Genomic DNA, 23,814 nt, shown 5'->3' with positions numbered 1-23,814 from the left:
CTTCTATCTCCTATCTTCTATCTCCTATCTTCTATCTCCTATCTTCTATCTCCTATCTTCTATCTCCTATCTTCTATCTCCTATCTCCTATCTACTATCTCCTCCCCCCTACCCCCTACTCATCGCCAACAATCCATTGACGATACACCGGTGGTCGCCGGAGTTTCGTTGCCTGCTCGAAAGCGTAAGCCAATCGGATCAGCATCGGTTCAGACCATGCGGTGCCGATGAAGTTGATCGCGATTGGTAAACCGAACGCCATCCCTGCCGGTACCGTCACCATTGGATAGCCGGCTCGCGCCGCGAGCGAACTGCTCCCGCCAGGGTAGCGATCGCCGCCGATCAAATCAATCGGCCAGGCCAGACCGGTTGCCGGCGCGACCAGGGCATCGAGCTGCTGTTCGTAGAGCAGGGCGTCGAGCGCCTGACGAGTAGCATCACGACTGGCAGCCAGGGCCTGTTGATACGCCGGATCATCGAGGTCGCCAACGGCGGCGGCCTGGACAAGCAGTTCCTGACCGAAGAAGCGTAACTCGTGTTCGGCCTGTTGTTCGTTAAAGGCGATCAATTCCTCTAACGAACGTGGCGCAGGGGTGGCTGCCTGCGGATCAGGCACGCGGCTGGCAAGGTAGCGGTTGAGCGTGGCTTTGAATTCGTACAGCAGAACCGTTAACTCGGCTTCATTAAATGCCAGCAACTCATCAGGAAATGTCACAGGATCAACCACATGAGCACCGGCATCGCGCATTGCTGTCAGTGCTGCCGCAAATGCCTGTTCAACGTGGCGGCCAAAGCCGGCGAAGCGATCACTGCGCAACACCCCGATCCGTGCGCCACGCAGTGCATCGGCCTGAAGACAGGTGCGGTAATCCGGGCGAACGTGTCCGGCGGCGGCTGTGGTCGCCGGATCGTGCGGGTCAGGGCCGGCAATGATCCCCAGCACCGTGGCGGCGTCGGCTACACAACGGGCGTGCGGGCCGACGGTGTCCTGGGTGGAGCTGATTGGGATCACACCGGCGCGGCTGGTCAGGCCAACCGTCGGTTTAATTCCCACCACACCACACATCGCCGATGGGCACGAAATAGAACCATCGGTTTCGGTACCAATCGCCGCTACACACATACTGGCTGCCACTGCGATGGCCGACCCCGAACTGGAGCCACACGGACTCCGGCTCAGCACATAGGGGTTGCGCGCCTGACCACCCCGCGCACTCCAGCCACTTGATGAGCTGGTACTGCGGAAATTCGCCCATTCGCTCAAGTTAGCTTTACCCAACAGCACGGCACCGGCAGCTCGTAGACGGGCGGCAACCGTTGCTTCAGCAGCCGGTCGCGAGCCGATCAGGGCCAGGGAACCGGCAGTCGTGGCAGTGTCGTCGAGCGTATCGATGTTGTCCTTGAGCACGATTGGAATGCCGTGGAGCGGGCTGCGCGGGCCGCGCACGTCACGTTCAGCGTCGAGGGCAATTGCGGTTTCGAGGGCGCTTGGGCTGACTTCGATCAGCGCATTCAGGCACGGCCCGGCCCGATTCAGCGCATTGATCCGCTCAAGGCAGGCCATTGTGAGCGCTTCTGCGGTAAGGGTACCGGCTGCCATTGCCGCCTGAAGATCGGCAATGGTCGCTTCGTAAGCCAGCGTTCCGATGGAACTGGTGGGATCGTTGAACGTCATAGCATCCTCATTTCCAGGCATCACCGGCAGATAATATTAACTATCCCTGCCCGGCTCACGTGGGTTGGGCAGGGATAGCCTGTCAGGCGCTACAGTACCTTCACTGGTTTGAGCAATCCAGGCCGTTCGCGATTGGCGGCCTCGATAGAGTCTGCCGGGCCAAGCACTGCCACCTGGCCATGATCGCGTAGTGCTGCTGCCGCTTCGGCAAAAGCTACGAAATCTGCCGGCGACGTTGCCAGCACCTGATCGCGTATCTGCTGGCGATATTCGTCGCTGATACTGGTGAGGTAGCGTACCAGTGCTGTGTAACCTTTGGCATCCGGCAACTGATAGGCATCCATGTCGCCGATAGTGCCGATAATCGCCCGTTCAACGGTTGTTGAGTCAAGAGCGATGGTTTGCAGGTACGTTGCCATTTCATCGTACACATCCAGCGTGCGGAGCAGGTTGGGGTCGCGGTAGGAGGTGGTGATGAACAAGCCGGTACTGCGGTCGTAGCTGCCACTGGCACCATAGGCACCACCCTGAATCCGAATCCGGTCGAGCAGATAATCGATCCGGAGATGGCGCAAGACAACCATCGCCGCACCACTCGGGCGGATGCCGTGGGCGTGCAGGTTGACGCCCTTGGCGACGTAGTTCACCTGGGCAGGAATGATCAATCCTTCGCCATCATCAATACGGCTGGTCGGCCACGATGCTGGCGAGTATGGCTGATCTGGCAAACTGGCAATCAGATCGTGCAGCAGCGGCAACACGGTCTTCTGACCATCGGCATCGAGCGTGAGATTGACCACCAGACCCCGCCGGTTGATCAGCGAGGTGCGCACCATTTCCAGATCGGCCAGCACCCCCGGCCAATCTTGCTGAATCCGTTGTTCGAGTTCGCGCAGGAAGAAGATGGCCGAAATGCCCCCCATCTGTTCATCGGCCCATTCAGCGGGAGAAAACCGGGCCGCGAGCCGTTGCCGGGCATAGGCATTGCCGGCCGGCACCAGCGACGACTCTTTGTTTGCGCGGGCACGCAACACGATCTGGCGGAAGCGTTCTTGATTGTCGAGCTTTACGGTCAGCAGAATCTCCTGCAATAGCTTGATCAGCTCTGTCGTTTGGGCCAGCGTACTCTTGCCCCGAACAACCAGGCGACCGACCGGCGCTGCCGTCACTATGTCGGTCGCGGTCATTGTCGCCGCCGAGATACCACCGGTCTCGCGACCAATCCGCTGCAACAGCCGCACAAAATCGGAGGTTGCAGTACCCATTTCGGTGAGCGCACGGGCAAAGAGGGGGACGAAAGACAAGAGTTGTGGTGGTAGTGCCCGCAAGTCAAAGGCCAGATCGAGATACACAATGCCATTCGTAAAGAGAGGATGCCGCAGCAGCGGTACGCCAGCCATCTCGTCAATATCGGTTGGAATGCGCTTCACCTCGCGGTCGAGATCGGTCAGGTGCAGGGTCGGAATCGTGGCCAGTGCCTCCGGTGGATCAGGAGTTTGTTGCCATTCCGCCAGGGCCTGGGTCTCAGCAATCAGCGCTGCCCGCTTCTCATCATCGAGCGTGGCCGCAAACGCCTCGATCCGGGCCTGCTCGGCGGCAGCCAGTCGGGCGGCGTATTCAGGATCGGGGCGCAGCGTGACTCTGGTGCGGTGTGGATTATCGAGCAGTAATTCGCGGATCAGACGTTCAAACAGACGCTCGCCGTTGGCGACTGCGGTGCGCACCGCTGCCAGAGGTGCCTCGAAGCGCAACGGCGCAATCGGATCATCATCGTACAGCCAGGTGCTCAGCGCTCGCATCATCAACACCAGGCCACGCGGAAAGCTGCCGGTGTTATTCTCGCGTAGACTGAACTCGAAGGTGTTAAACGCCGCCGCAATCGTCTCCGGATCAAACCCGTGTTCGGCCAGTTCGTTGAGCGTGCGCAAAATCAGTGCCTCGACCTGTTCGGCGTTTGCCGGGTCGATCCCTTTCATACCGACCGAGAAGGTATGTTGCAGGAGATCACTCTCGTACCCGCCGATGACCTCTTCACCCAGCCCCGAATCGATCAAGGCTTTGCGTAAGGGAGCGGCGGCATTCCCCAACAACATATAGCTCAGCAGTTCACGCGCCATCAACTGGGTCGGATCGCGATTATCGTCGATCAGCCAATTGACCATCACCATACCCTTCTGTTGCTCGTTATCGGCAGCGCTGAAGGTGTATTCAAAGGTGCGCGGCGCGGTGAAGCGCTCTTGCTTCTCGATCTGCGATGGTGGTGTAATCGGCTCGAACTGGCTGAGATACTCATCGAGTTTGCGCAGCCGCTCTGCCGGCGGATCGTCACCGTAGAAGAAGATGCGTGCATTCGAGGGATGGTACAGGGTCTCGTGAAACCGCTTAAAGGCTTCATAGGTCAGATCGGGAATGACCAACGGGTCGCCACCCGATGAGTAGCCATAGGTAGTGTCGGGGAAGAGTGACTGCTGCGAATAGCGGTAGAGCATGCCATCAGGAGATGAGTATGCCCCTTTCATCTCGTTATACACCACCCCTTTGATGCTGATCGGCGCATCAGGTGCCGGTAATTCAAAGTGCCAGCCCTCTTGCTTGAGAATTTCAGGGGTAATGCGCGGGAAGAAGACCGCATCGAGATAGACATCAACCAGATTGTAGAAATCTTTCAGATTGGTGCTGGCAACCGGATACGCCGTCTTGTCGGGGAAGGTGATCGCATTGAGAAAGGTATGTACCGATCCCTTCACTAGCGTAAAGAAGGGGTCTTTCACCGGATACTTGCGCGAACCGCAGAGCACCGAATGCTCGAGAATATGGGCAATTCCGGTTGAGTCACGCGGTGGGGTACGGAAGGTGATCCCAAAGCACTTATTTTCATCATCGTTTTCGAGAGAAAGGAGTTCAGCGCCGGTCTTTATGTGGCGATACAGGCGGGCGCGCGTGTTGAGTTCGGGAATAAACTCATCGCGCAGCAGCTCAAATCCATGCTCGTTCGACATGACAACCTCGTCTGGTACAATACGCTTGTGTGGGGTACAGATATATCAAGAATATTGTACCAGAATGTTTTGATTCCTGAAGGCTATGGCAACCACTGTTTCCATCATCTGCACAGTGCGTGATGAGGCAGACAACATTGCGGCGCTGCTCGACTCGATGATCGCCCAAACCCGCGCTGCCGACGAGATAGTGATCAACGATTGTCAGAGCGTCGATGAGACGCCGGCCATCGTAGCCGCTTACGCAGCGCGGTATCCGCAGATTCGCCTGGTGCGCGGTGGTCATAATATCTCGTCGGGACGTAACAACGCGATCCGGCATGCCCGTGGTCAGATTATCGCCAGTACCGACGCCGGTCTGATTCTCGATCCGTACTGGCTGGCCCGGATTGTGGCCCCAATTGAAGCTGGTGAAGCCGATCTGGTGGGCGGGTTCTTCCATCCCACGCCTGGCTCCCTGTTTGCCCTGGCGCTGGGTGAGACGAATTACCGGCGCAGTCGTGAGATCGATCCGGCCACCTTCCTGCCGTTTGGCAAGTCAATGGCCTTTCGCAAAGAGGTCTGGGAAGCGGTCGGCGGCTTTCCCGAATGGGCCAGTCATTGCGAAGACCTGCTCTTCGATCTGGCAGTCGAGCAGGCCGGCTTTCGGCGCACCTTCGTCCCCTCAGCCGTTGTCCACTTTGCTCCCCGGCCCACCCTGCGTGCTTTCCTCCGCCAGTACTACACCTATGCCCGCGGCGATGGACGGGCCGGCCTGTGGCCACTGCGCCACGCGCTTCGCTACACCGTTTACGCCACCCTCAGTGCGTTACTGACCGTGGCTTTGACCCGACCTCAGCTACGGATTCCGATCGGGTTTTTGATTGGATTGGGAGTAGCTGCCTATACTCGTGGCCCCTACCGTCGGCTCTGGGTCCGCCTGCGCGGTCGGTCAGTTGGTGAGCAGTTACTCGCATTGATCCTGGTTCCATTCATTCGCCTGGCCGGCGATCTCGCCAAGATGATTGGCTACCCGGTTGGGGTCTGGCAACGCCTGCGCGCCGGGATGACGCAATAGAATCACTGAACACCGCACCAGATGTTACCGCGTGTTGTTGCTGTGTTCTGCGCACCGTGTCGTACAAAGGATCGAAGCCGCTCTTACCTTCGCCGGCGGAGACATGCACTGGATGGCTGTCTTCTACGCTTTCAAGCGGCTCGTTTCGCTTTGTCTACTGGCAACCCTGAAGAAAAGCGGGTGAAGGCAGACCCTTCACCCTGCAATAAGCATGCCGGCGTATGATCACGCTGCCGATGCCGTCTGCCGTCGTGAACGGTGCCGAAAGAACCGAATGACCTGATCAATCGCTACCACAATCACGGTGATAATGCCGATCTTAGCCAGCGTACCGAGCAAGTCGCCTGCGCTGGCCGGTGATGGAGCTTCGGCGATATGCTCACCTCGTTCACCAAACTCACTGCCACCCCGTTCCGCTCCCCTGAACCCTTCACCACGTTCAGCCCACCTGAACCCTTCACCACGCTCATCACCGACGAACCGCTCTGGGTATGCACTGCCATTGACAGGAAGGAGCTGTTGGGCAACAAGCCAGTTCATCCCCATCACGATCAACCAGGCGACTCCCAGGATTATCAGAATACGACCCAGCAGTTTCATTGTTGTACCTCCTCAAGCCGACTCGTTGCAACAACCGGCTTGCGTAATAACCGTCGCTGAGGCAGGATTCGGCGTACCATCCCCACAATCCAGCTCCAGTGGATGGCCACATGCAACCCCAACAGCAGCACAGTGAGATCAGACGCCTGATGATGCAGCAGTTCCAATGTCCGATCACGTGTCATCGTGAGACCAAAGAACGGCAATGCCTCGCGCGAGATCAGGATACCGGTGGCAATAGTGACAGTGAAGGCAACAAACAGCAGTGCATTCAGTAGATAATTCAGTCGTGAGCGCCATGTCGTCTTTGCAAAGAAGCGCTTGCCAATCGCAACAATCCACTGCCAGTGCAACAACAGATGGGTGACGATGGTTGCTGCCAGCGCCAGACTCAACCACTCGTGGATCGCTAATCCGCTAAAGCGTGGTGCAGTCGCAATCAGAAAGGCCAGAAACATTGCACCGTCGATCAGAAAGTTCATCAGGTTTGGCTTTATCTGCTTCATAAGGTCATCTCCTCGTGAGTCGTGGTTGTTCTTACACTTATGATTATGGGAGGAGATTGTGAAGAACTTGTTGAGGTGCTGCAAGAGGATTATGAAGATTCACTGCCAGATTACCAGAAGGGGATGGAAAGCAGGGCTGATGCGCCATTAGGCCGTCATCTCGCCTACCTGGATGTATCTGCGGATGGCGCGATACAGCCCGGATACCGGTAATAGCCGGTACGCTGACGAATTGTGAAGAAAGGTGAGTGATTATGGACAGCGTGAATAGAACGAACGTCGGCCAGGCAACCCCTATACCAGGAAGATCACAGTATCCGTTGCTTTCCCAGACGCCATTGTCGCTATCACACACTGGGATGCAGGGATACAGCACGCCGTTTCTGCATCCAAACAGAAAGGGCACGATGTACCGTGCCCTTTCCCGATGATTGTTTCTCTTGCCAACAGGGTTAGCTGCCGTGGCTCTCACGCTTTAGCGGGTTTTGATGCGGAACGGCAGATAGAGCGGGCAGAAACCAATGGCGCTGGTGGCAAGAAAGACTACTGCCAGAATACCGGCGATCCATGCCCAGATGCCCGACAACACATTGGTGACAATCAGTACCGCTACCAGCAGCGCCACCACAACACGTACAATGCGATCAATATTCCCCATGTTCGGTGTCATCGTATCCTCCTTACTCCTGCATACTGGTGTTCCTGATTGCAGGATAGCAAATAATCGACCGTCGATCAGTGACAAAGTCACATTACCGGCGACGATCACAGCAAGGTTTGGGTTGTTCAATCTCTACCCTGTACCGAAAGATCGCTCTTTAATCACGAGCGATCCCTGTCACTCTTCACGACTGCAAAAACAATGTTATTTCCGGTTTATGGTATTGTATGCCAGACAGTGCGTTTACGAGGAGAGCAGTGAGATGCGCATTCTGTTCATCACCGGTGAGTATCCGCCGCAGCCGGGCGGGGTTGGCGACTATACCCAGCGGTTGGGGCAGGCGCTGGTTCGTAACGGACACGAGGCTCTCGTTGTGACGGTTGTCAAACGCAAATGGCAGATCTGGCAGATAACGAGCGACGGGGATCGAGCACTACCGGCACCGGCAGGTCGAGCCGGTTGGGGGATTGGTTCACTTGGCAGACTGACCAGGCTGGTACACCAGTTGCGCCCTGACTGGTGTCACATCCAGTACCAGACTGGTGCTTATCAGATGAAGATCGGGGTGAACCTCTTGCCGCTGCTTTTGCGGCGCTCTCGTCTGCCAACGGCTATTACCTATCACGATCTGTTGCCGCCGTACCTCTTTCCCAAAGCGGGAGTGGTACGTGAATGGGTAACCCTGCTCCCGGCCCGCACAGCGCGAGCGGTGATTGTCACCAATCCTGAAGACGAGACGACGTTGCGGGCAGCGCGAGTGAGGCCGCGTTTGATCCCGATAGGAGCCAATATTGATCCTGTTTTACCAGAGGGGTATGACCGATCTATCTGGCGGGCCGATTTGGGTGTTTCCGACGAGATGCCATTAATTGCCTATTTTGGTCTCTTATCGCCAGGTAAAGGGATCGATCTGCTGATTGATCTGATTGCCGATCAGCCTGCCTGGCGTTTGCTGATCATCGGGGGAGCTGCAACCTCACCGACTGATCGGGTGTATGCCAAAACAATCCAGCAACGTCTTGAGACGCTCTCGTTACGGGATCGCGTAATCATTACCGGCCATATTGCTGCTGAACGAGTCTCAGCATACTTACATGCCTGTGACCTGATCGTACTTCCTTTTCGTGACGGAGCCTCTTTACGTCGCGGTAGCCTGCTCGCCGCCCTGGCCCACGGCTGTGCAGTCATCACCACTCCACCTGCTTCACCGGCAACCGCGGCTGCTTTAACCGGTGTTGTTCATTTTGCCGCTGCCCACCCTGAGTCGTTGAAAACTGCGATTATCTCTCTGCTCAGCAATCCCAATGCCCGACTTCGGCTGAGTGAAGCAGCTCGTCAGGCTGCCCGTCGCTTTGACTGGCAGAATATTGCTGCTGCGCATCTTGAGTTGTACCGGTCGTTGTAGTAACGGTGTTACAGACGCATAATCGCATCGCGAAGATCACGGGCGACCCCAATCTCTTGCAGCTCGATCCCCAATCCGATCATCGTCTGCGCAACATCAGGACTGACTCCAATCAGGTACAGGCGTGCACCGAGGAGGCGTACACTGCGCGCCAGAACAATCAATCCATCAGCAGCCGTCTGATCAATGAACGGCACACCGGTTACATCGACTAGCAGGAAACGGGTGCGCTGCTGCTCTATGGCGTTGAGTGCACGTTGTTGCGCAAGCGACAGCCGTTCGCCATCGAGTGCACCAATCAGCGGCATCACCAACATGTCATGACGCACCGCTAAAATCGGTACACTCAGCGCCTGTATTTCTCGCCGTTGCCGTTCATTTTCTTGCAACGCCGTCGTGAGTGCTGCCTGACGTTGTTCGCTTTCAGCCAGTGCAGCCTGCAACGCCGCTGTTCGTTCGGCCACACGCAGCTCTAGAGCCTGATTAACCTGGCTCAACTGACGGGCCAGGCTTTCAGCCTGAGATTGAGCCTGTTGTGCCAGTTCGATTGCCCGCCGCACGCTGCGAGTGCCAATGCCTCCAATTAATCCAAAGACCAGCGAGAGAAGTATGCCAACAATGACAATTTCTCCCGCCGATGGCGCCACTTGTGGTCGGCCTGACACCCCAAACCACTGCCCTGTCATACCGGCAATCCCGAACACAACTGCAAAAACAACGTGATGTTCTTGCCCGATCGGTCGCTGTGATGACTGCAACCAACGCAAAAATGGGTACCAGGCCAATCTGGCCGGTGCCGAAGGGAATAATGGCCGAGCTGATCACCAACAGTGCAATCATGGCACTGGCCGCTTGATCAATCAACCCAAACCGGGCAATACCTAGAACCCCTATCAGTAGCCCCAGGCCGATCAGGTTGGCGATCAGTTGGGGAAGTGGATCGGGCTGAATGAGCACCAATGGAATTGCCACCACCGACATAGCGGCCAGTCCCAGACCAACGATGATCAGATTTTGACCACGCCGTTGTGTCTCTGGATCAGGATGAGGTATTGTCAGCAACCAGTTCCACAACTGCATAATGTTGTTTATCCACTGTTGAATGTAGAGATATGTATTGACGACATCCGATAGTGGAGAGCAGGGTGGATAGCTGCAACCCGAATTCAGTCATCACGGCCTGCCTGATTGACGATGCGCGTTACATGCTTCCACCACGCCACGCTGCTCCGTTATCCAATGACTATGCTGTCGCGTACAACGGATCAGGTGTTTTTTACCACTACCATCATACCATTTCGTATTCAGGTTTGGCGAGCCATCAATTTGCCCTGTCCTACGTAAGACATCAGCTTACCCGGCCAGAAATGATCGCACGAATTCCAACACCTCTGCCGAACGTTGTTCAGGAAACCAGTGTGGATTAGCGGTCATGTGCACGATGCAATCTGCTCGTTGTCGTAACGTCTGTTCAAAACGGGCGGTTGTGGCGATTCGATCAAGCGGGCAGCGTATAAACAGAACTGGAAAGCGAATATCGGTGAACGGTGGTTGCTGGCAATAACCTGCCAACCGTAATGGCAGGCGCAGCAGCGTTAATGGCCAATCCCAATAGTGAAAGCTATCATAGGCCGCGTTGTGCGCATCCGGCGCTCGATACCCACTAAGCATGAGCATTGCGGCTACAAAAAAACGTGCCGGTGGTAGATAGTACGGCAACCCAAACAGCATACCGTACAACCACCCCAACGCACCAATGCCGTGTTCACCAAAGTCGTAACGAAACGATGATCCGACCGAAAGGGCCACCATGCGCTCAATCGGCAGATCGGGACGCTGTCGAACACGTGCCCAGACAAATGTTGCTCCCCAATCGTGAGCGATAATCACAACGTTGCCGGTCGGGCTGGCGGCAATGACAATATCGATCAGAGCTGCTACCTCACGCTCGAGACGGCGCTGCCAGAGATCGGACAATGAGGGCCAGTTTGGATTTGTCCGTCGGTTGGGTAATGCAATCGCATATATACTTCGCCCGCGCAGCCAGTCCTGGCGTCGTTCCTTCGGTGTCACGTAGTCATCGTACATGTGCTCAGAGTCGGGAAAACCGTGTAACAACAGCAATGGGCTGCGCCGGCTATCAGGTTCGTGATGGATTCGGCGTAAGCGACAGATCATCGCTCGTGCTGGTGGTCGTCGTATGGCGTCCCAGACGGTAGGAAAGCGTCGTGTGTTCATGGTTAATCAGCCCCTGTCACAACCTGTCGTGATGATTGCCCCCACCAGAGTGCAGCACTCAAGGGGGCTAAACTGAGAACAGCTCCAATGATACAGAGCACCAGATACCCGAATCCGGCCAGAATGAAACCGCTACTCAGGCTGCCCAGCGCCGAACCGAGATTGACCAGCAGATCACTGGCGCCCTGGACTGCACCCCGCTCACCAGGCGTGATCGCATCGGCCAGCAGGGATGAACCGGCAATGTAGCAAAAGTTCCACCCCAATCCAACCAGAAACAACCCCAACGCCAGCCAGGGTGTGAGCAGTGAAGCCGGCGCGATGAGCGCACCGGCGATCAGCAAAAAAGCGCCTGCAATGATGGTTAATGGCCGGCCTAACCGGTCTGCAATCCGCCCGGTGATCATCGACAGACCAAACATCCCGAATGTATGAGCGCCGATCACCAGCGAGATGCTGTCAAGCCCGTGATGATGATGACTCATGTGCAGTGAGGTGACACTCATCACCAGTACCATGACGACCTGTCCCAAGACCATACTGATCAATCCGGCTCGCACCAGTGGTACGCGCAGGATCGTGGGTAATGAGCGGGTTGCCGTCAGCGGTGTCATCGTGGTCGTTACCGGCTGATTCGCCTGTTGTATTGCCAGCACCCGTGGATCAGGGCGCAAAAAAGCGAACAGAATGAGGGCTGCCAGGGCAAAGAGCAGCGCACCCCCAAACATTGGTCCGGTCAAGTCTGGCAAGCCACCTGCTGCTGCGATCCGGCCAAGCGGTCCTACCAGCAACGGCCCACCAACTGCACCAATCGTGCCCGCAAAGACAACGGTGCTGATGGCTCCCGCCCGCCGGGCGGGTGGCACTGCATCGGCTGCCGCATATCGGCTCTGATCGGTAATGCCGCGGGCCATACCAACCAGAAACAGACCAACCAGAAAGAGCCAGAATGAGTGGCTGATCACCGCCACCCCATCGATCAGCATTCCGGCTAAGCCCAACAGCATCCCAACTGTCAATCCCGGACGCCGACCAAAACGCTGCATCGCTCGCCCGGCCGGATATGCTGACAGTGCAGCTCCCGCCAGCATGAGCGTTGCCGGCAGGCCGGCCAGGGCGTCGTTGCCGCTCAGTTGAGCGCCAACTATCGCATTAACGGCGATATTGGCAATAAATGCCGCTGATGCCAGGCTCTGGGTCACAAAGAGCGCCCCAATAATCCGGCGAGTGACGACGGCGTGGTCGAGAATAGTCTGTTCCATGCGATGATCTCCGTGACGAAGTGTATGCTGTTGGTATTATAAAAGATTTTGTCTTGTCAAATACTGTTAGAGCGAGGAGAGCGTAGAGGAATAGGGTTTGATGAAGCGCAACGTGCTGCCGGTGCATCGCTTGTTATCAAATCTTGCGTGATGCGCCGCATCACTGCCTGGCACCGGATATGCGGTGATCTGTGACTATCCATCCCATGCGCGACGATCCACGGGGTTCACCGGCGTGATACAGATGGGCGGGTGCTGGCGGGGCGGGTGCTGGCGGGGCGGGTGCTGGCGGGGCGGGTGCTGGCGGGGCGGGTTTAGAACCCGCCCCTACTACCTGCGCTGGGCTCGGGCGGACAGAATAAAACCAGCACAACGCCTGGACCTTTCGTCTCCCCTCTCGTGTAGCGGGAGATGGGGCGGAGTGAGGGCTTGCATGGCTTCCCCAAGACCTATCTCTCACACACTCGCAAATCATTGCAGGGGATACATGCAGAGATAGCGCTCTCGCCTTCAGCAGATTGAAGGTGTCTCTGTTAGTCAAAGTAGACAGATCGCCGGTAACGTGTTAAAGTCATCACAGTGTATCGCAACAGCGGTAACTACGTTGTTCACTTAACGCATACACTGTTATCCTCACCTGATCAAAAACCTGTGATATACGATGCGAATCTTTCGCCGTTTTCAATTGATCGTCGCCCGTCTTTCGGCTACCCGCCCCGGTGCCTGGTTTGTCCGCACGTGTATCCAACCATTTGACCGCTTTCTGCTCCGGATCAGCGGTGGCCGCTTCGGTGTCGTCTCCCTCGTCTACCCTACCCTCACCCTGATCACTACCGGTGCGCGTAGTGGTGTGCAACGTCGCACACCACTGCTGTTCTTTCCCGATGGCAATCGAGTAGTGCTGATCGCCTCGAATTTTGGTCGGCGGCAACATCCGGCCTGGTACTACAACTTGCAGAAGAATCCGGTCGCTCAGGTGAACATTTATGGACGCACCTTCACCTGCCGGGCATACGAGGTTTCCGGTATCGAGTATCTGGAGCTGTGGGAGCGGGCAGTCCGCTATTACCCCGGCTTCGCTGCGTATGCGCAACGGGCCGGGCGTACCATACCGATAGTAGTGCTTGATCTCAATATACCAGCCTGATCACCAGCGGGGTTACCAGTCCTTCAACAATAGCCGCAACCAGGACCAGTGGGGTAATCAGCAAGAGCCAGACCTTCGCGGTCTGGGCTGCTGCCCAAAGCAGATTTTCACCAACGCTGAAATCGCCCGGCGTACTCAACAGTGCAGCCCCCATCCGCAGTCCCAATGCCGCGCTAACCATAAAGGTTGGTAGCTCGATGATCCCGTGCGGCAGCAGATACGCACTGACGAAGATCAGCGGGTCACTCAATGAGCCGCCACTGTTGATGAATAAACGTCCACAGACATACCCGATCTGGGCAAAGACAGTGGCCGGTACCAGAAATGGGAACACCCCCAGGCTCACCGGCGCCAGCAGGTTCGACAGAATCGATACGCGCAGGTTGTTGGCAAAGATGAAGAGGACGAGGAATAACGACGGTGTCGGCCCGAAGGCAAGCGTGGCGAGCGCCTGCTCAACCGGGGGCAACACCAGCGTGCGCGCTAACGTCAGCCCAAACACACTTCCACCCACTGCGGCCAGCAGGCTGACGAGGAGTGGCAGACGCAATTCTTTCAGCAGTGCCGGGAATTCGTGACGGTAGAAACGTGTCGGCGAGAATGGCAAGCCGCGATAGGCAGTGAGGGGCGTGCCAGCCGGCTGATATTCGTTGAAGAAACGCCGGAAGACCGACCATATCCGTCGTAAACTCATCTCTTCCCGGCTCCGCGAAAAGATGGCAGCCCGCTGAAACGTCTGCATCCCACTGCGCAAAAAGGCAAGTGCCACGACCAGCAACCCTGCGATTGCCAGCCAGACTACGTCAAACCGACGGGCAATGAAATAGGGTGCCTGAGCCTGCAATATTGCCGTGGTTGGCAGCAAAATCGCTGAAGCCATCATTGAGGCTTCCCGCACGCTACCGGCATGGATAGAGAAGCTTACTGCGCCTGAGACCAGGGCAACCGCGACCATAATGGTCATCAGACTCATCTGGCCCAGTAAGATGAGCGACATACCATCAGCGTAGAGCGTCGGAAAGTTGAATGCTACCAATCCGTAGAAGAGATGCTGTGTGATCAGAGCTGTCAGCAGAGGGATCAACAGCGTACCAACCAGTTTACCCAGGAAGAGCTGGCGATCAGAGATCGGTAATGCGCAGAGTGCCTCAAGCGTATTACGCTCCCGTTCGCCAACAAACGACTCCAGTGCGGCTACCAGCGCAAAACTGATCGGGACAAAGCCGGCCAGGACGCCTGCGAATGGGATCAGCGGTGCCAGGGCCAGCGGGTTATCAAGTTGGGGCGAGATTGCATGAATTGCAGCGGTCAAACCGGTGGGCATGAGAAATGCCAGAAACCCGAGCAACGTTAGCGAACGCCAATCGCGCGTGATTTCCACCATCTCGCGCCGGGCAACTACCCATACCGGATGACCACCAAACCACGCAATCTGTCGGCGTGGTCGTCGGGACAACCAGCCAAACCAGGGTTTACGAATCTCTTCGCGGGCCAGCAGCTCTTCGCGACTGAACGAGCGCATACCGATGTGAACCAGCAGCACGACAACCACACTCAATCCCAACCAGATACCGATCACTCCATCCCAGCGATTACCAACGATGAGAAAGGCGATCAGTTGCACAACCAACGCCAGCGGCACCAGAATCAAACTGGAGAGCAGACTTGCCGCCCGCACCGTCGTCACGTGGGCAGAGATGATCACCGCCCCGCTCACCATGACCATCGCCATGGTCACCACCAGCACCAGTAACAGCAACAGGCGGAGTGGTTGAAATGCGACCAGAGCTACATCAGGCGCAAACACCAGCAGAGTGACACCAAACACCATCTGACTGAGCAGAGCGCCGATCAGTGGCAGAGCCAGTGCCGCTGTCCATTTGGCGAGGTACAGCTCACGATCCCCTAACGGCATAGCCAGCAGCGTTTCCAGCGTATTGCGTTCGCGCTCACCGGCAAATGATTCGAGCGCCAGGATCAACGAGAAACCGGCAGGCAAAAAGCCAACCAGCAAGATCGCGAACGGAATGATTTGAACGGCAAGCTCAACCTGTTCAGTAAAGCGGATGAGCGCCAGTGCCGCAGCCGCTACCAGCAGTGGCAAGACCAGCGCCAGCGCCGCGAGCGGCGTCAGCAAGCGCCAATCGGTCAGGGTATCGCGTAATTCACGGCGCGTAATCAACCACCACGCCGGCAACGGCTGTACCGGCAAGGTGGCCATCGTCGGACGAGAGAGCGAAAATCGTTTCATCACCTTCACCGGGATCGTGGATTCGGAACGGCTTCGTCTTCAGCAACAATGCGCAAATAGAGGTCTTCCAGTCGGCGTGGTTGTTCAGCCAGACTATGCACACCAATACCGGCGGTAAGCAGCCGGTTCAACAGTACCGGATGCAGCAAGTGTGCTTCAGCAGTCTGCCAGCCCAGCCGGTCGGCATCCAACACCTGTACGGAAACCAGATCACGCAGCACCGCAACTGCCCGCGGTTGATCGGCTGGATTAGTCAGCTTCAACTCAAACGCCGGCTCACCGAGCAACTGCCGGCTCAATTCGGCAAACGAGCCACAGGCAATAATCTGCCCGCCACGAATAATCGCAATCCGGTCGGCCAGTTCTTCCGCCTCACTCAGATTATGGGTCGTCAGCAGAATACTGCGCTGCGCACTCCGCAACTCACCGATTGCATCGCGTACCGTGCGCGCACTCTGCGGATCCATAGCGGTCGTCGGCTCATCGAGAAAGAGCACCGGCGGATCGTGGATCAGCGCCCGGATCAACGCCATCTTCTGCCGCATACCCTTGGAAAAGCTCTCCAGTTGCCGATCACGTACCTCCCACAGACCAAACTGACGCAAAAGAGCCTCGCTCCGCTGACGACACAACGTTGCCTCGACACCGAGCAATGCACCGAAGAAGGCAAGGTATTCCAATGCGGCCATGCGGCCATAGAGACCGGGGTATTCGGTGAGCAAACCAACCATACCACGCACCCGTTGTGCATGGCTGACCACATCGTAGCCACAAATGCGCGCCTGCCCACTCCCCGGCGGTAGGATGGCTGCCAGCATCCGCACCGTTGTCGTCTTCCCGGCACCGTTTGGCCCCAACAGTGCCACCAGCTCACCCGGTTGCACAACCAGATTCAGGTCACGTACCGCAACAAAATCACCAAATTGCTTACCGAGCTGAATGGCTTCAATCATGAACTACTCACAGTATCGTGTTCACCATCACAGCCTAACCGTGACAGGGTAGCGATCATACGTTCCATAGTATTGTAGCTCAGGTTCGTAACCAGAAGCAGTTGCAGTGGGTATGAACAGCAAGGTATTTTTTGCCGGTTACCTGACAGCGAACTATCCGGTACTGGTGGTTCCTGCTGTCGTGCACCAGTTCAGGGTGACGATACTCTCTGAGCGAGCCGGAAGCTCGCTCTTCCAGAGTGTACCAACCCACCCCACTCTCACCCGCCCTGCTGGAGGCGGGAACCACAAGTGACGGATGGTTCCTACTGTCGGGCGCCGGTTCAGGGTGGCAATACCCCTCGAGCGAGCTTCCTGCTCGCGCTCCCAGGGGTTACGAACTCGCACGTACCAGAAGGGAGCGCTTAAGGACGCAGTGTGAGGGTGAAGTTAGATGGCGTGCAATGATTACCTGCGACACCATCGGCTCATTCCTTCTCTTAACATCCATGCCAGCCAATGCTAATTCAGGTATACTGAATGTATCCCACCATTTCTCGAAACCGGAGTTTCCTATGGAACAACCACAGCGCAGCGATGGCCCGGATATGGGCAACCATCTGACCTATTGGAGTATTATCGGTATTACGCTTCTCCTCTGCTTTGCCTGGCTGCTGACCGGGAGCCTGGTCCTTACTTCGCTGATCATTTTGCTCGGACTGCTCCACCTGGCACAATTCTTTCCTCCTGCTGAGGCTATCGTGCGCGCTGATCCCATTCTGCCGGCTATTCGCCGCTTCTCGTTGCTGCTGGTCATTATCATTACGGCTATCGCACTGATGATTCGCTACATACGGTTGTGAAATTTAGACATTTTGCACAAATAATATACCGTTTTAATTGTTGAAATCATCCAAAGCTTCTGCTATGATGCGAGCAGACAGCCATCGAGTGATGGCACCATCAGTCTCAAGGGAGAGCTGATCGGGGTTGCAACGCAGCAGCGCGGAGGAAGCGATGGAAGTGCAGGGATTTCTAATCGGATTGATTGGGTGGGCTGCCACGGCGGTGCTGGCGCTTGGTGCTCGCCGTTTGTCACCAATTGAACAGCGGGCCGTGATCGTCTGTAGCTGGCTGGTCTGGATGATACCCGGCTTCGGGGCATTCGTCCGCATGGGAGTGCTGACGATTGACACCGCAGCGCTTTTTATCGGTTTGTCAACGATCATTCTCGCCGCGCTGCTGCTCATCGGCGCTCGTGGTCGGACGCGCGTTCGTTAAACTGTAAGATTAGCGTAACGAGGAGGTAGGGGCACGGCATGCCGTGCCCCTACCTCGTTAGCGCACCATCACGCTGGTGGCAACCGCAAATACGGAGAGCGACGTTTCCACTGCACACACTGTGGTATGACACGCCGGCGTGGATATGGTTTTCAGGCCGGATTATCCATCACCTATGGTTTAGCGTGCGGAAGCCACACGCTCGCACCACTGCACGTACTGGCGAGCGTGGGCAGCGCATACGTTTACCGGTACATGAATCTGGAGGGGCAGGCTGGCAGCCTGCCCCTCCAGCGAGAACGCTGTCTTATCAGCGGTACGGACGGATTGCACCGGCGAAGCGGCTCGTCCAGTAAGAACTCCAGATACTCGAAATCTGCACCCCGTAAGCCGGCGTCATAGCGTGTACCATCTGACCATTGCCAATGTAGATGGCAACGTGGGTAATACCGCGCCGACCGCCGGTGTTAGCAAAGAACATCAGATCACCGGGTGCAAGATTGCTCATACTGCCAATCATTGCCCCGTAACGGGTGTTGAACTGAGATGCAGCACTACGCGGCAAGTTGACCCCAAACTGACGGTAAACATACGATGTTAGACCACTGCAATCAAAACCGGTACGCGGGCTGGCACCACCCCAGACGTAGCGATACCCAACGAACTGTACCGCATAGCTAGCTACATCACCACTGGCAGGAACATTCACAGGCCCACTATTGGCCAGACGATTACGGTTGGGGAGAGCTGGGATGTCATTGGTGTACGGAACCCGACGGGCAGCCATCGGCGTCACACCTAATAGCTCAGCATAAACCCAGGCTTTGGTGCCATTGGCCAGCTCAACCCGGTACCAGTCCTTGTGACGGGCAAGCAGTTTCACTTCCGTCCCGGCATTGACTGCACCGATCCGCTCGTAGGCTGAACCAGGACCCTTTCGCAGGTTAACCGAGTTCTCAAGAACCGAACCAACAAGTGGTGGATTAGGATCAGGAATACTTGCTGCCACTGGAACTCGTTCTACGACGCCAGGGGCAATAGTAAGAAATTCAGAAGTCACCCATCCGAATAAGCCACCAGTCTCAACCAGGAACCAGCCATTGAATTGCTCAACAAGGTTCAACTCTTGCCCGGCGGTGAGGCGCTTCATGCTGACATAATTCGTGCCGGGGCCATCACGGAGATTGAGACCATCTTCGCGTACCGTTGCGACCCGTGGTGGTGGCGGCGGGGGAATCTCAGCTTCAGCCACCGGCTTCAAGTTGTAGAAGACTGCTTCAGGTAAATCAACCAGCTCGGCAGCAATCCAGCGGAGCGAAGGGTCATCGGCAGTACGGAACCGCAGCCATTCGCCATAGCGTCCAACGACCTCAATTGTTGCCCCGTTAGAGAGACGTGCAATATCATCATACGCGAGACCGGGACCATTGCGGACTTTGGCAGTATCGGCAATCACGGTTGCCGGCACGATCAGCGGTGCTGTCATCTCGCTGCGCGAGAGAATGGTCAATGGCACCGGTAATGCCTCGTCGGTATCGAGCGGCGGATCGCCCACAATCTCGCCAGTCTGAGTCGAATCAAGATTCAGTGGGCCGGGTATATACATCGGCACTGCACCCTCAATCTCGCCTGGTGTCGTTGTGGGGGTGGTGACGACTGGCTTCACCGGTCGAAGTGGCAATTGCCCTAACAGAAGGGCGACCGGTAAGAGGAGAGTTACCACAGAGTGGAGAAGATACCGAGAGGGAAGTTGGCGAAGCCTGCGTTGTAGTTCTGGCGCAGAGCGGGCAAATGAAGCGATTGTAGCAAACGGTCGCGATTGTCGTAAGTATCTACTTCGATGATGAACTGCTCGTTCACGCAAACGTTGCAATTCAAGCGGAAGTAGATCACCAGAGCGATCGTGATGTAGCTCAATCATGGAGCGTCTTTCCTCTTTCTCGCTGCCTAACCACCGGCATAAAGGTTCATACCAATACCACACACCTGGTGGCGCCGGAGGTCGGCAGGGTAGGAAGCGAAGCCGACGTAGAGGTTGATGTCAGGTTGTTATCAGTCAAGCTTCAGCTTCTTGCCGGCGTTCACACTGTGCTGTCGTTCGAGAGTCGTATCACAGCGTAGCGTCGTAAAAGTAGAGGAATAGTAATATATTTTTCGTCATTTGTCAATAGCCGGTGGTGATTGCTCAATTTTTCTTCTTTGTAGTGCCTGATCTGACCAACGGGTGTATATTTGATTCGTGTTTGACTGTTAAATGTTTTGATATAAAAAATGACGCTTTGCGGCAAACGTGCGTTGCCGGTTATTCGTGGCAGCGCGTTAAACACGAGGAACTTTTGTCTAAGAAACTATCGATGAATCTGATAATGTTTATCAGTCTGTCGCACAAATGTAACGCGAGATGATGTGCTATCAAATCTGGTGTAATGGAAGTTACGACACACTATCCACAGTTTATCTGACGGCGTACCTGGCGCGGAAGGGTATAACAAACGCTCTCGCACTGCGACGATCTACAAAGCGCTCGCCAGTGGCGCTTCAGCACGTATATCAACCTGAATGGGTTTTATTGCTGGTTATATCGGAAGTCGTACCTGTGTACCGTGTGTCATGTTCGCGATATTGCAGTTGGCTCGCATAAATCACCCAGTAGCGGAAGATGTTTGCAGGAGGTAGAGGTGACTCACCGTCTATCCAACAGTATGCTGGCGAGTAGGGACCGGACTTGTTGAATGGTAAACGGTTTCGCCAGTATCGCATCAATTCCCCGTCCACGAGCCTCGTCAGGATCAATCTGTTCGCTCCAACCGGTAACCAGGACCACACGGGCTGCCGGATCAACTCGACGCACCTGCGCGGCTACTTCCCAGCCCGACATACCCGGCATACCGAGATCGGTACATACCAGGTCATACCGACCGGCTACGAATTGGCTGAGAGCAGACTCACCTGAGCCTGCACTGTCTACCTGATGACCGAGGCGTTGCAGCATGCGCACTAATACGTTACGCACGGCTTCCTCATCATCGATAACCAGGATGTTGAGAGATGGTGTTTCAGGCGTTTTTGGTTGTACTACCTCACTTTGGGGAGGTGTGCCAACTGGCAGCAAGATACGAAAGCATGCCCCTGCGCCAGGTGCACTCTCAAGCTCAATCCGCCCTCGATGTTGCTGCACGACACTGCGGACAATTGCCAGCCCCATCCCGGTACCACGTGTCCCCTTGGTCGAGAAGAAGGGCGCAAAGATTTGTTCTTGAATGGACGGATCAATCCCAATCCCTGTATCACTGACTTCTAGTAGCACGGCTGCCTCGCCGAGACGTTGGGGTGGGGCGAGAGCGGTGCGGAGGGTAATTGTGCCACCTTCCGGCATTGCGTCAAGAGCGTTGAGGATGAGATTGATAACCAGTTCACGCAGGGCTGGTGCATCGCCGATGATTGATGGCAATGGTGTCAGATCGGTGCGGATGGTAATCACAACCCCACGACTCTGGGCCTCATCGCGCCAAAGCGGTCTGGTAAGGGCTAAACTCTCTTCAACGATCTGATTCACATTCACCGCACTATTCGGTGTCGAACGACTGCTTTGCGCAAAGCCTTGCAATCGTCTGACCGTTGCAGTGCCATCGAGGGCAGCCAGCTCTATCGCCCGTAACCCTTCTTCAAGTCCGGGATCGTGGTTTTCAGCCAGCAATAACTGTACATGACCCAGGATGCTTGCCAACAGGTTGTTAAAGTCATGGGCGACACCACTCGATAGTTCACCAAGGGCACGCAATCGATCCCGCTCGACCAACTGATCGCGTACCCGCTGCAATTCGGCATCGTGACGCAAATTGGCAATGGTTACGCCTATCAGATGAGCCATTGCCATCACCAGCTCCAGATCACCTTGACTGAAGATACCTTTGACTGCGCTTTCAATGATAATCACGCCGAACACACGCTCATCAACCAGAATAGGGACAACCATCTCGGCAGCAGTCGCCGGTAAGCTGGGATGACTGATGTACCGCTCATCGCGGGCTACATCATTCGCAATAGCCGGTCTGGCGTGGGTGATCACCCAACCGCTGATGCCGATGTTGAGTGGGGTGGGTGGAAAGGTTTGGGGGTCTTTGCGGAGATGACCTGCTGCCGACTGTATTACCAGTCGATCATCTTCGATGACGCCGATTAAGACCTGATAATAACCGAACGACTGGTGAAGGAGTTGCGCAGCTTCATCGAGCAGACGATCAATCTCATCGAGCGTACCAATGCGCACACTGAACTGTTGCAGTACCTGAAACTGACGCGCCCGTTCCTGGGCTTCGCGGAGCAGGCGTACATTGTTGATCACAACTGCCACCTGCTCGCCAAACATCTGCGCTGTCGCCACATCTTCTGCTGTAAAAGCATTGGGTGTCCACTTGTCAATGGTCAGGACACCAATCGTCGTCTGATCAACCCGCAGCGGTACCCCGATCCACGAACGAATAATGTCGCTATCAGGAACTTTTTGCCAGTTCGGGAGCTTTTGAACATCAGGCTCATAGATAGCTGTACCCAAACGCCGCAATTCGTTGATCAGCGACCCCGCACCGGCAAAGAGGGTTATCTGATCGAAGGGGTTGCGCAGACCGCGTTGTGCGAGCAGACGAACATACTCTTCGTCGTGGACGACAAAGATACAGGCCGAGTCAAAATTGATAAAGCGGTGTAGTTCTACCAGAATGTGATCGAGAACGCTCACCTGGTCGATACGCGCATTAGTCAACGCCACCAGATGACTCAGAGCTTCAGCACGGGCATGCGAGCGTTGTTCGTATGCCCGCTGGCGGGCGTACATGATCTGGACGGCAGCAAACGCCAGCAGATCGGCATCACTCTGTGTCCAGTAATGCCCCGATTGATCGACCACCAGCCAGGCCGGCAGGCCATCGAGGCGTAAATCAACGATCAATGCCCCCTCACGTCGCCAACGGGCAAAATCACTTTCAGAAATCGGACAGCCGGTATGATCAAACATTGCGCCGTTTGCGATACTCGTGATCAGGCACGGTGTGGTACCGAGTACGGTTGCCAGCTCCTGTAATATCCTGGTTTCTGCACCATCGGTTGCCACACTGGCTGCCAGAATTCGCTCGCGGGCAGTAGACCGTCGCAAAGCCTGGGCCGTGTTGGCGTTGTCGATAGCAATCGCTGCCTGATCGGCAAAGATCGAGATAGTTTCAATAAGTTCCTGGCTGAATGGTGCCGACAGCTCAAACCGGGACAGGCTCAGTGCACCGAAACAGTGTTCACGGACAATCAGCGGAATGGCGAGAATCACTGCGGGGTGGCGATCAAGTTGCTGTATGTAGCGCGGATCATTAGCTGGATCGATAAGTTGCAAGACCTGACGATTGGCGACCGCCCAACCGGCGACTCCTTCCCCAACCCGTAATCGAAAGTTGCGATCTTGCTCCTTACGTTCTTCAAGCCCCAACGTAGCTGCACTGGTCAGCCACTCACCACGTTCATCAAGCAGCCAGATCGACACGACATCGGCACCGGTCAATTCACGGGTAGCAATCAGCACCCGCCGCAAGACATCAGCCAGATCGAGTGACGAGAGCACCGTTTTGCTGAGCGCGAGGATCGTCGCAATCGGTGATGTGATGCCGGGAGTACCGGTAGATAGATTGGGTGAATCGAGCCAGTGTGTCATAGCTCTCATTATACTCCTTGTTATCCGTTCTGACACTTTTTTGATACCTGTTATCAAAAATAGGCGCAAATTCCCGCGACACTTTTGGGCACTGATCACGGTTTA

The 23,814-nt window shown here is 56.0% G+C and carries 16 protein-coding genes and 1 pseudogene; 5 read left to right on the top strand and 12 right to left on the bottom strand.

Going from position 1 to position 23,814, the window contains the following annotated elements; translation table 11 throughout:
• Positions 1-115: 115 nt before the first annotated feature.
• Together CAUR_RS08395 and CAUR_RS08390 are read right to left on the bottom strand one after the other, a co-directional pair.
• The gene (locus CAUR_RS08395) at positions 116-1,675 is read right to left on the bottom strand and encodes an amidase (protein WP_012257472.1); all 1,560 of its coding nucleotides are present in this window, start codon (positions 1,673-1,675) and stop codon (positions 116-118) included.
• An 89-nt stretch (positions 1,676-1,764) separates the two neighbouring features.
• Positions 1,765-4,674, bottom strand: a complete 2,910-nt coding sequence (locus CAUR_RS08390; RefSeq protein WP_012257471.1) for an insulinase family protein — start codon at positions 4,672-4,674, stop codon at positions 1,765-1,767.
• Between the two features lie 85 nt (positions 4,675-4,759).
• Here CAUR_RS08390 and CAUR_RS08385 point away from each other — a divergent pair, with 85 nt between their 5' ends.
• Entirely contained in the window at positions 4,760-5,731 is a 972-nt protein-coding gene (locus CAUR_RS08385) for a glycosyltransferase (RefSeq protein WP_012257470.1), read from the top strand.
• Positions 5,732-5,956: 225 nt separating this feature from the next.
• On the opposite strand, the gene CAUR_RS08380 is transcribed toward CAUR_RS08385, so the two are convergent.
• From CAUR_RS08380 to CAUR_RS08370, 3 genes are all read right to left on the bottom strand, one after another.
• Positions 5,957-6,331 carry a hypothetical protein gene (locus CAUR_RS08380; protein WP_012257469.1) on the bottom strand — a complete coding sequence of 125 codons (375 nt, stop codon included), beginning with the start codon at positions 6,329-6,331 and terminating at the stop codon, positions 5,957-5,959.
• The gene (locus CAUR_RS08375; protein WP_012257468.1) at positions 6,328-6,837 is read right to left on the bottom strand and encodes a DUF4405 domain-containing protein; all 510 of its coding nucleotides are present in this window, start codon (positions 6,835-6,837) and stop codon (positions 6,328-6,330) included. The genes CAUR_RS08380 and CAUR_RS08375 overlap by 4 nt, the downstream gene beginning before the upstream one ends.
• Positions 6,838-7,312: 475 nt before the next feature.
• On the bottom strand, positions 7,313-7,507 hold the full coding sequence (locus CAUR_RS08370) for a YgaP family membrane protein (RefSeq protein ID WP_012257467.1): 195 nt from the start codon (positions 7,505-7,507) through the stop codon (positions 7,313-7,315).
• Between the two features lie 253 nt (positions 7,508-7,760).
• Between CAUR_RS08370 and CAUR_RS08365 the strand changes: the two genes are divergently transcribed.
• Positions 7,761-8,903 carry a glycosyltransferase family 4 protein gene (locus CAUR_RS08365; RefSeq protein ID WP_012257466.1) on the top strand — a complete coding sequence of 381 codons (1,143 nt, stop codon included), beginning with the start codon at positions 7,761-7,763 and terminating at the stop codon, positions 8,901-8,903.
• An 8-nt stretch (positions 8,904-8,911) separates the two neighbouring features.
• Here the strand turns inward: CAUR_RS08365 and CAUR_RS08360 are convergent, their stop codons facing one another.
• The 3 genes and pseudogenes from CAUR_RS08360 to CAUR_RS08350 all read right to left on the bottom strand — a co-directional run.
• Positions 8,912-9,589 (bottom strand): STAS domain-containing protein, encoded by a 678-nt coding sequence (locus CAUR_RS08360; protein WP_015909090.1) that lies wholly within the window; start codon positions 9,587-9,589, stop codon positions 8,912-8,914.
• A 667-nt stretch (positions 9,590-10,256) separates the two neighbouring features.
• Positions 10,257-11,141, bottom strand: coding sequence for an alpha/beta fold hydrolase (locus CAUR_RS08355; RefSeq protein WP_012257465.1), 885 nt, complete (start codon positions 11,139-11,141; stop codon positions 10,257-10,259).
• 2 nt (positions 11,142-11,143) lie between these two features.
• A pseudogene (locus CAUR_RS08350) lies at positions 11,144-12,412 on the bottom strand (MFS transporter); the annotation flags it as partial.
• A gap of 652 nt (positions 12,413-13,064) precedes the next feature.
• Here CAUR_RS08350 and CAUR_RS08345 point away from each other — a divergent pair.
• Positions 13,065-13,550, top strand: a complete 486-nt coding sequence (locus CAUR_RS08345) for a nitroreductase/quinone reductase family protein (protein WP_012257463.1) — start codon at positions 13,065-13,067, stop codon at positions 13,548-13,550.
• Here CAUR_RS08345 and CAUR_RS08340 read toward each other — a convergent pair.
• Positions 13,534-15,801 (bottom strand): stage II sporulation protein M, encoded by a 2,268-nt coding sequence (locus CAUR_RS08340; protein ID WP_012257462.1) that lies wholly within the window; start codon positions 15,799-15,801, stop codon positions 13,534-13,536. The genes CAUR_RS08345 and CAUR_RS08340 overlap by 17 nt on opposite strands.
• A gap of 5 nt (positions 15,802-15,806) precedes the next feature.
• Positions 15,807-16,754, bottom strand: coding sequence for an ABC transporter ATP-binding protein (locus CAUR_RS08335; RefSeq protein ID WP_012257461.1), 948 nt, complete (start codon positions 16,752-16,754; stop codon positions 15,807-15,809).
• Positions 16,755-17,308: 554 nt separating this feature from the next.
• On the opposite strand from CAUR_RS08335, the gene CAUR_RS08330 reads away from it, so the two are divergent.
• Positions 17,309-17,596, top strand: a complete 288-nt coding sequence (locus CAUR_RS08330; RefSeq protein ID WP_012257460.1) for a hypothetical protein — start codon at positions 17,309-17,311, stop codon at positions 17,594-17,596.
• A gap of 154 nt (positions 17,597-17,750) precedes the next feature.
• Positions 17,751-18,014 (top strand): hypothetical protein, encoded by a 264-nt coding sequence (locus tag CAUR_RS08325; protein WP_012257459.1) that lies wholly within the window; start codon positions 17,751-17,753, stop codon positions 18,012-18,014.
• A 310-nt stretch (positions 18,015-18,324) separates the two neighbouring features.
• Here CAUR_RS08325 and CAUR_RS08320 read toward each other — a convergent pair whose 3' ends face one another.
• Together CAUR_RS08320 and CAUR_RS08315 are read right to left on the bottom strand one after the other, a co-directional pair.
• Positions 18,325-19,935, bottom strand: coding sequence for a C40 family peptidase (locus CAUR_RS08320; RefSeq protein WP_012257458.1), 1,611 nt, complete (start codon positions 19,933-19,935; stop codon positions 18,325-18,327).
• Positions 19,936-20,697: 762 nt separating this feature from the next.
• Positions 20,698-23,709 carry a GAF domain-containing protein gene (locus tag CAUR_RS08315; RefSeq protein ID WP_242605105.1) on the bottom strand — a complete coding sequence of 1,004 codons (3,012 nt, stop codon included), beginning with the start codon at positions 23,707-23,709 and terminating at the stop codon, positions 20,698-20,700.
• Positions 23,710-23,814 lie beyond the last annotated feature (105 nt).

Source organism: Chloroflexus aurantiacus J-10-fl, assembly GCF_000018865.1.
In the GTDB taxonomy this organism is placed as follows: Bacteria; Chloroflexota; Chloroflexia; order Chloroflexales; family Chloroflexaceae; genus Chloroflexus; species Chloroflexus aurantiacus.
Note: the sequence above shows the minus strand (reverse complement) of the source record. Positions and strands in the feature narration are given on the sequence as shown.

Bases quoted from the DNA above. Each gene is read 5' to 3' on its own strand.
- CAUR_RS08375 (WP_012257468.1), bottom strand. From the start codon at position 6,837: ATGAAGCAGATAAAGCCAAACCTGATGAACTTTCTGATCGACGGTGCA.
- CAUR_RS08330 (WP_012257460.1), top strand. From the start codon at position 17,309: ATGGAACAACCACAGCGCAGCGATGGCCCGGATATGGGCAACCATCTG.
- CAUR_RS08340 (WP_012257462.1), bottom strand. From the start codon at position 15,801: ATGAAACGATTTTCGCTCTCTCGTCCGACGATGGCCACCTTGCCGGTA.
- CAUR_RS08360 (WP_015909090.1), bottom strand. From the start codon at position 9,589: ATGACAGGGCAGTGGTTTGGGGTGTCAGGCCGACCACAAGTGGCGCCA.
- CAUR_RS08390 (WP_012257471.1), bottom strand. From the start codon at position 4,674: ATGTCGAACGAGCATGGATTTGAGCTGCTGCGCGATGAGTTTATTCCC.
- CAUR_RS08380 (WP_012257469.1), bottom strand. From the start codon at position 6,331: ATGAAACTGCTGGGTCGTATTCTGATAATCCTGGGAGTCGCCTGGTTG.
- CAUR_RS08355 (WP_012257465.1), bottom strand. From the start codon at position 11,141: ATGAACACACGACGCTTTCCTACCGTCTGGGACGCCATACGACGACCA.
- CAUR_RS08385 (WP_012257470.1), top strand. From the start codon at position 4,760: ATGGCAACCACTGTTTCCATCATCTGCACAGTGCGTGATGAGGCAGAC.
- CAUR_RS08365 (WP_012257466.1), top strand. From the start codon at position 7,761: ATGCGCATTCTGTTCATCACCGGTGAGTATCCGCCGCAGCCGGGCGGG.
- CAUR_RS08335 (WP_012257461.1), bottom strand. From the start codon at position 16,754: ATGATTGAAGCCATTCAGCTCGGTAAGCAATTTGGTGATTTTGTTGCG.
- CAUR_RS08345 (WP_012257463.1), top strand. From the start codon at position 13,065: ATGCGAATCTTTCGCCGTTTTCAATTGATCGTCGCCCGTCTTTCGGCT.
- CAUR_RS08395 (WP_012257472.1), bottom strand. From the start codon at position 1,675: ATGACGTTCAACGATCCCACCAGTTCCATCGGAACGCTGGCTTACGAA.
- CAUR_RS08320 (WP_012257458.1), bottom strand. From the start codon at position 19,935: ATGATTGAGCTACATCACGATCGCTCTGGTGATCTACTTCCGCTTGAA.
- CAUR_RS08315 (WP_242605105.1), bottom strand. From the start codon at position 23,709: ATGACACACTGGCTCGATTCACCCAATCTATCTACCGGTACTCCCGGC.
- CAUR_RS08370 (WP_012257467.1), bottom strand. From the start codon at position 7,507: ATGACACCGAACATGGGGAATATTGATCGCATTGTACGTGTTGTGGTG.
- CAUR_RS08325 (WP_012257459.1), top strand. From the start codon at position 17,751: ATGGAAGTGCAGGGATTTCTAATCGGATTGATTGGGTGGGCTGCCACG.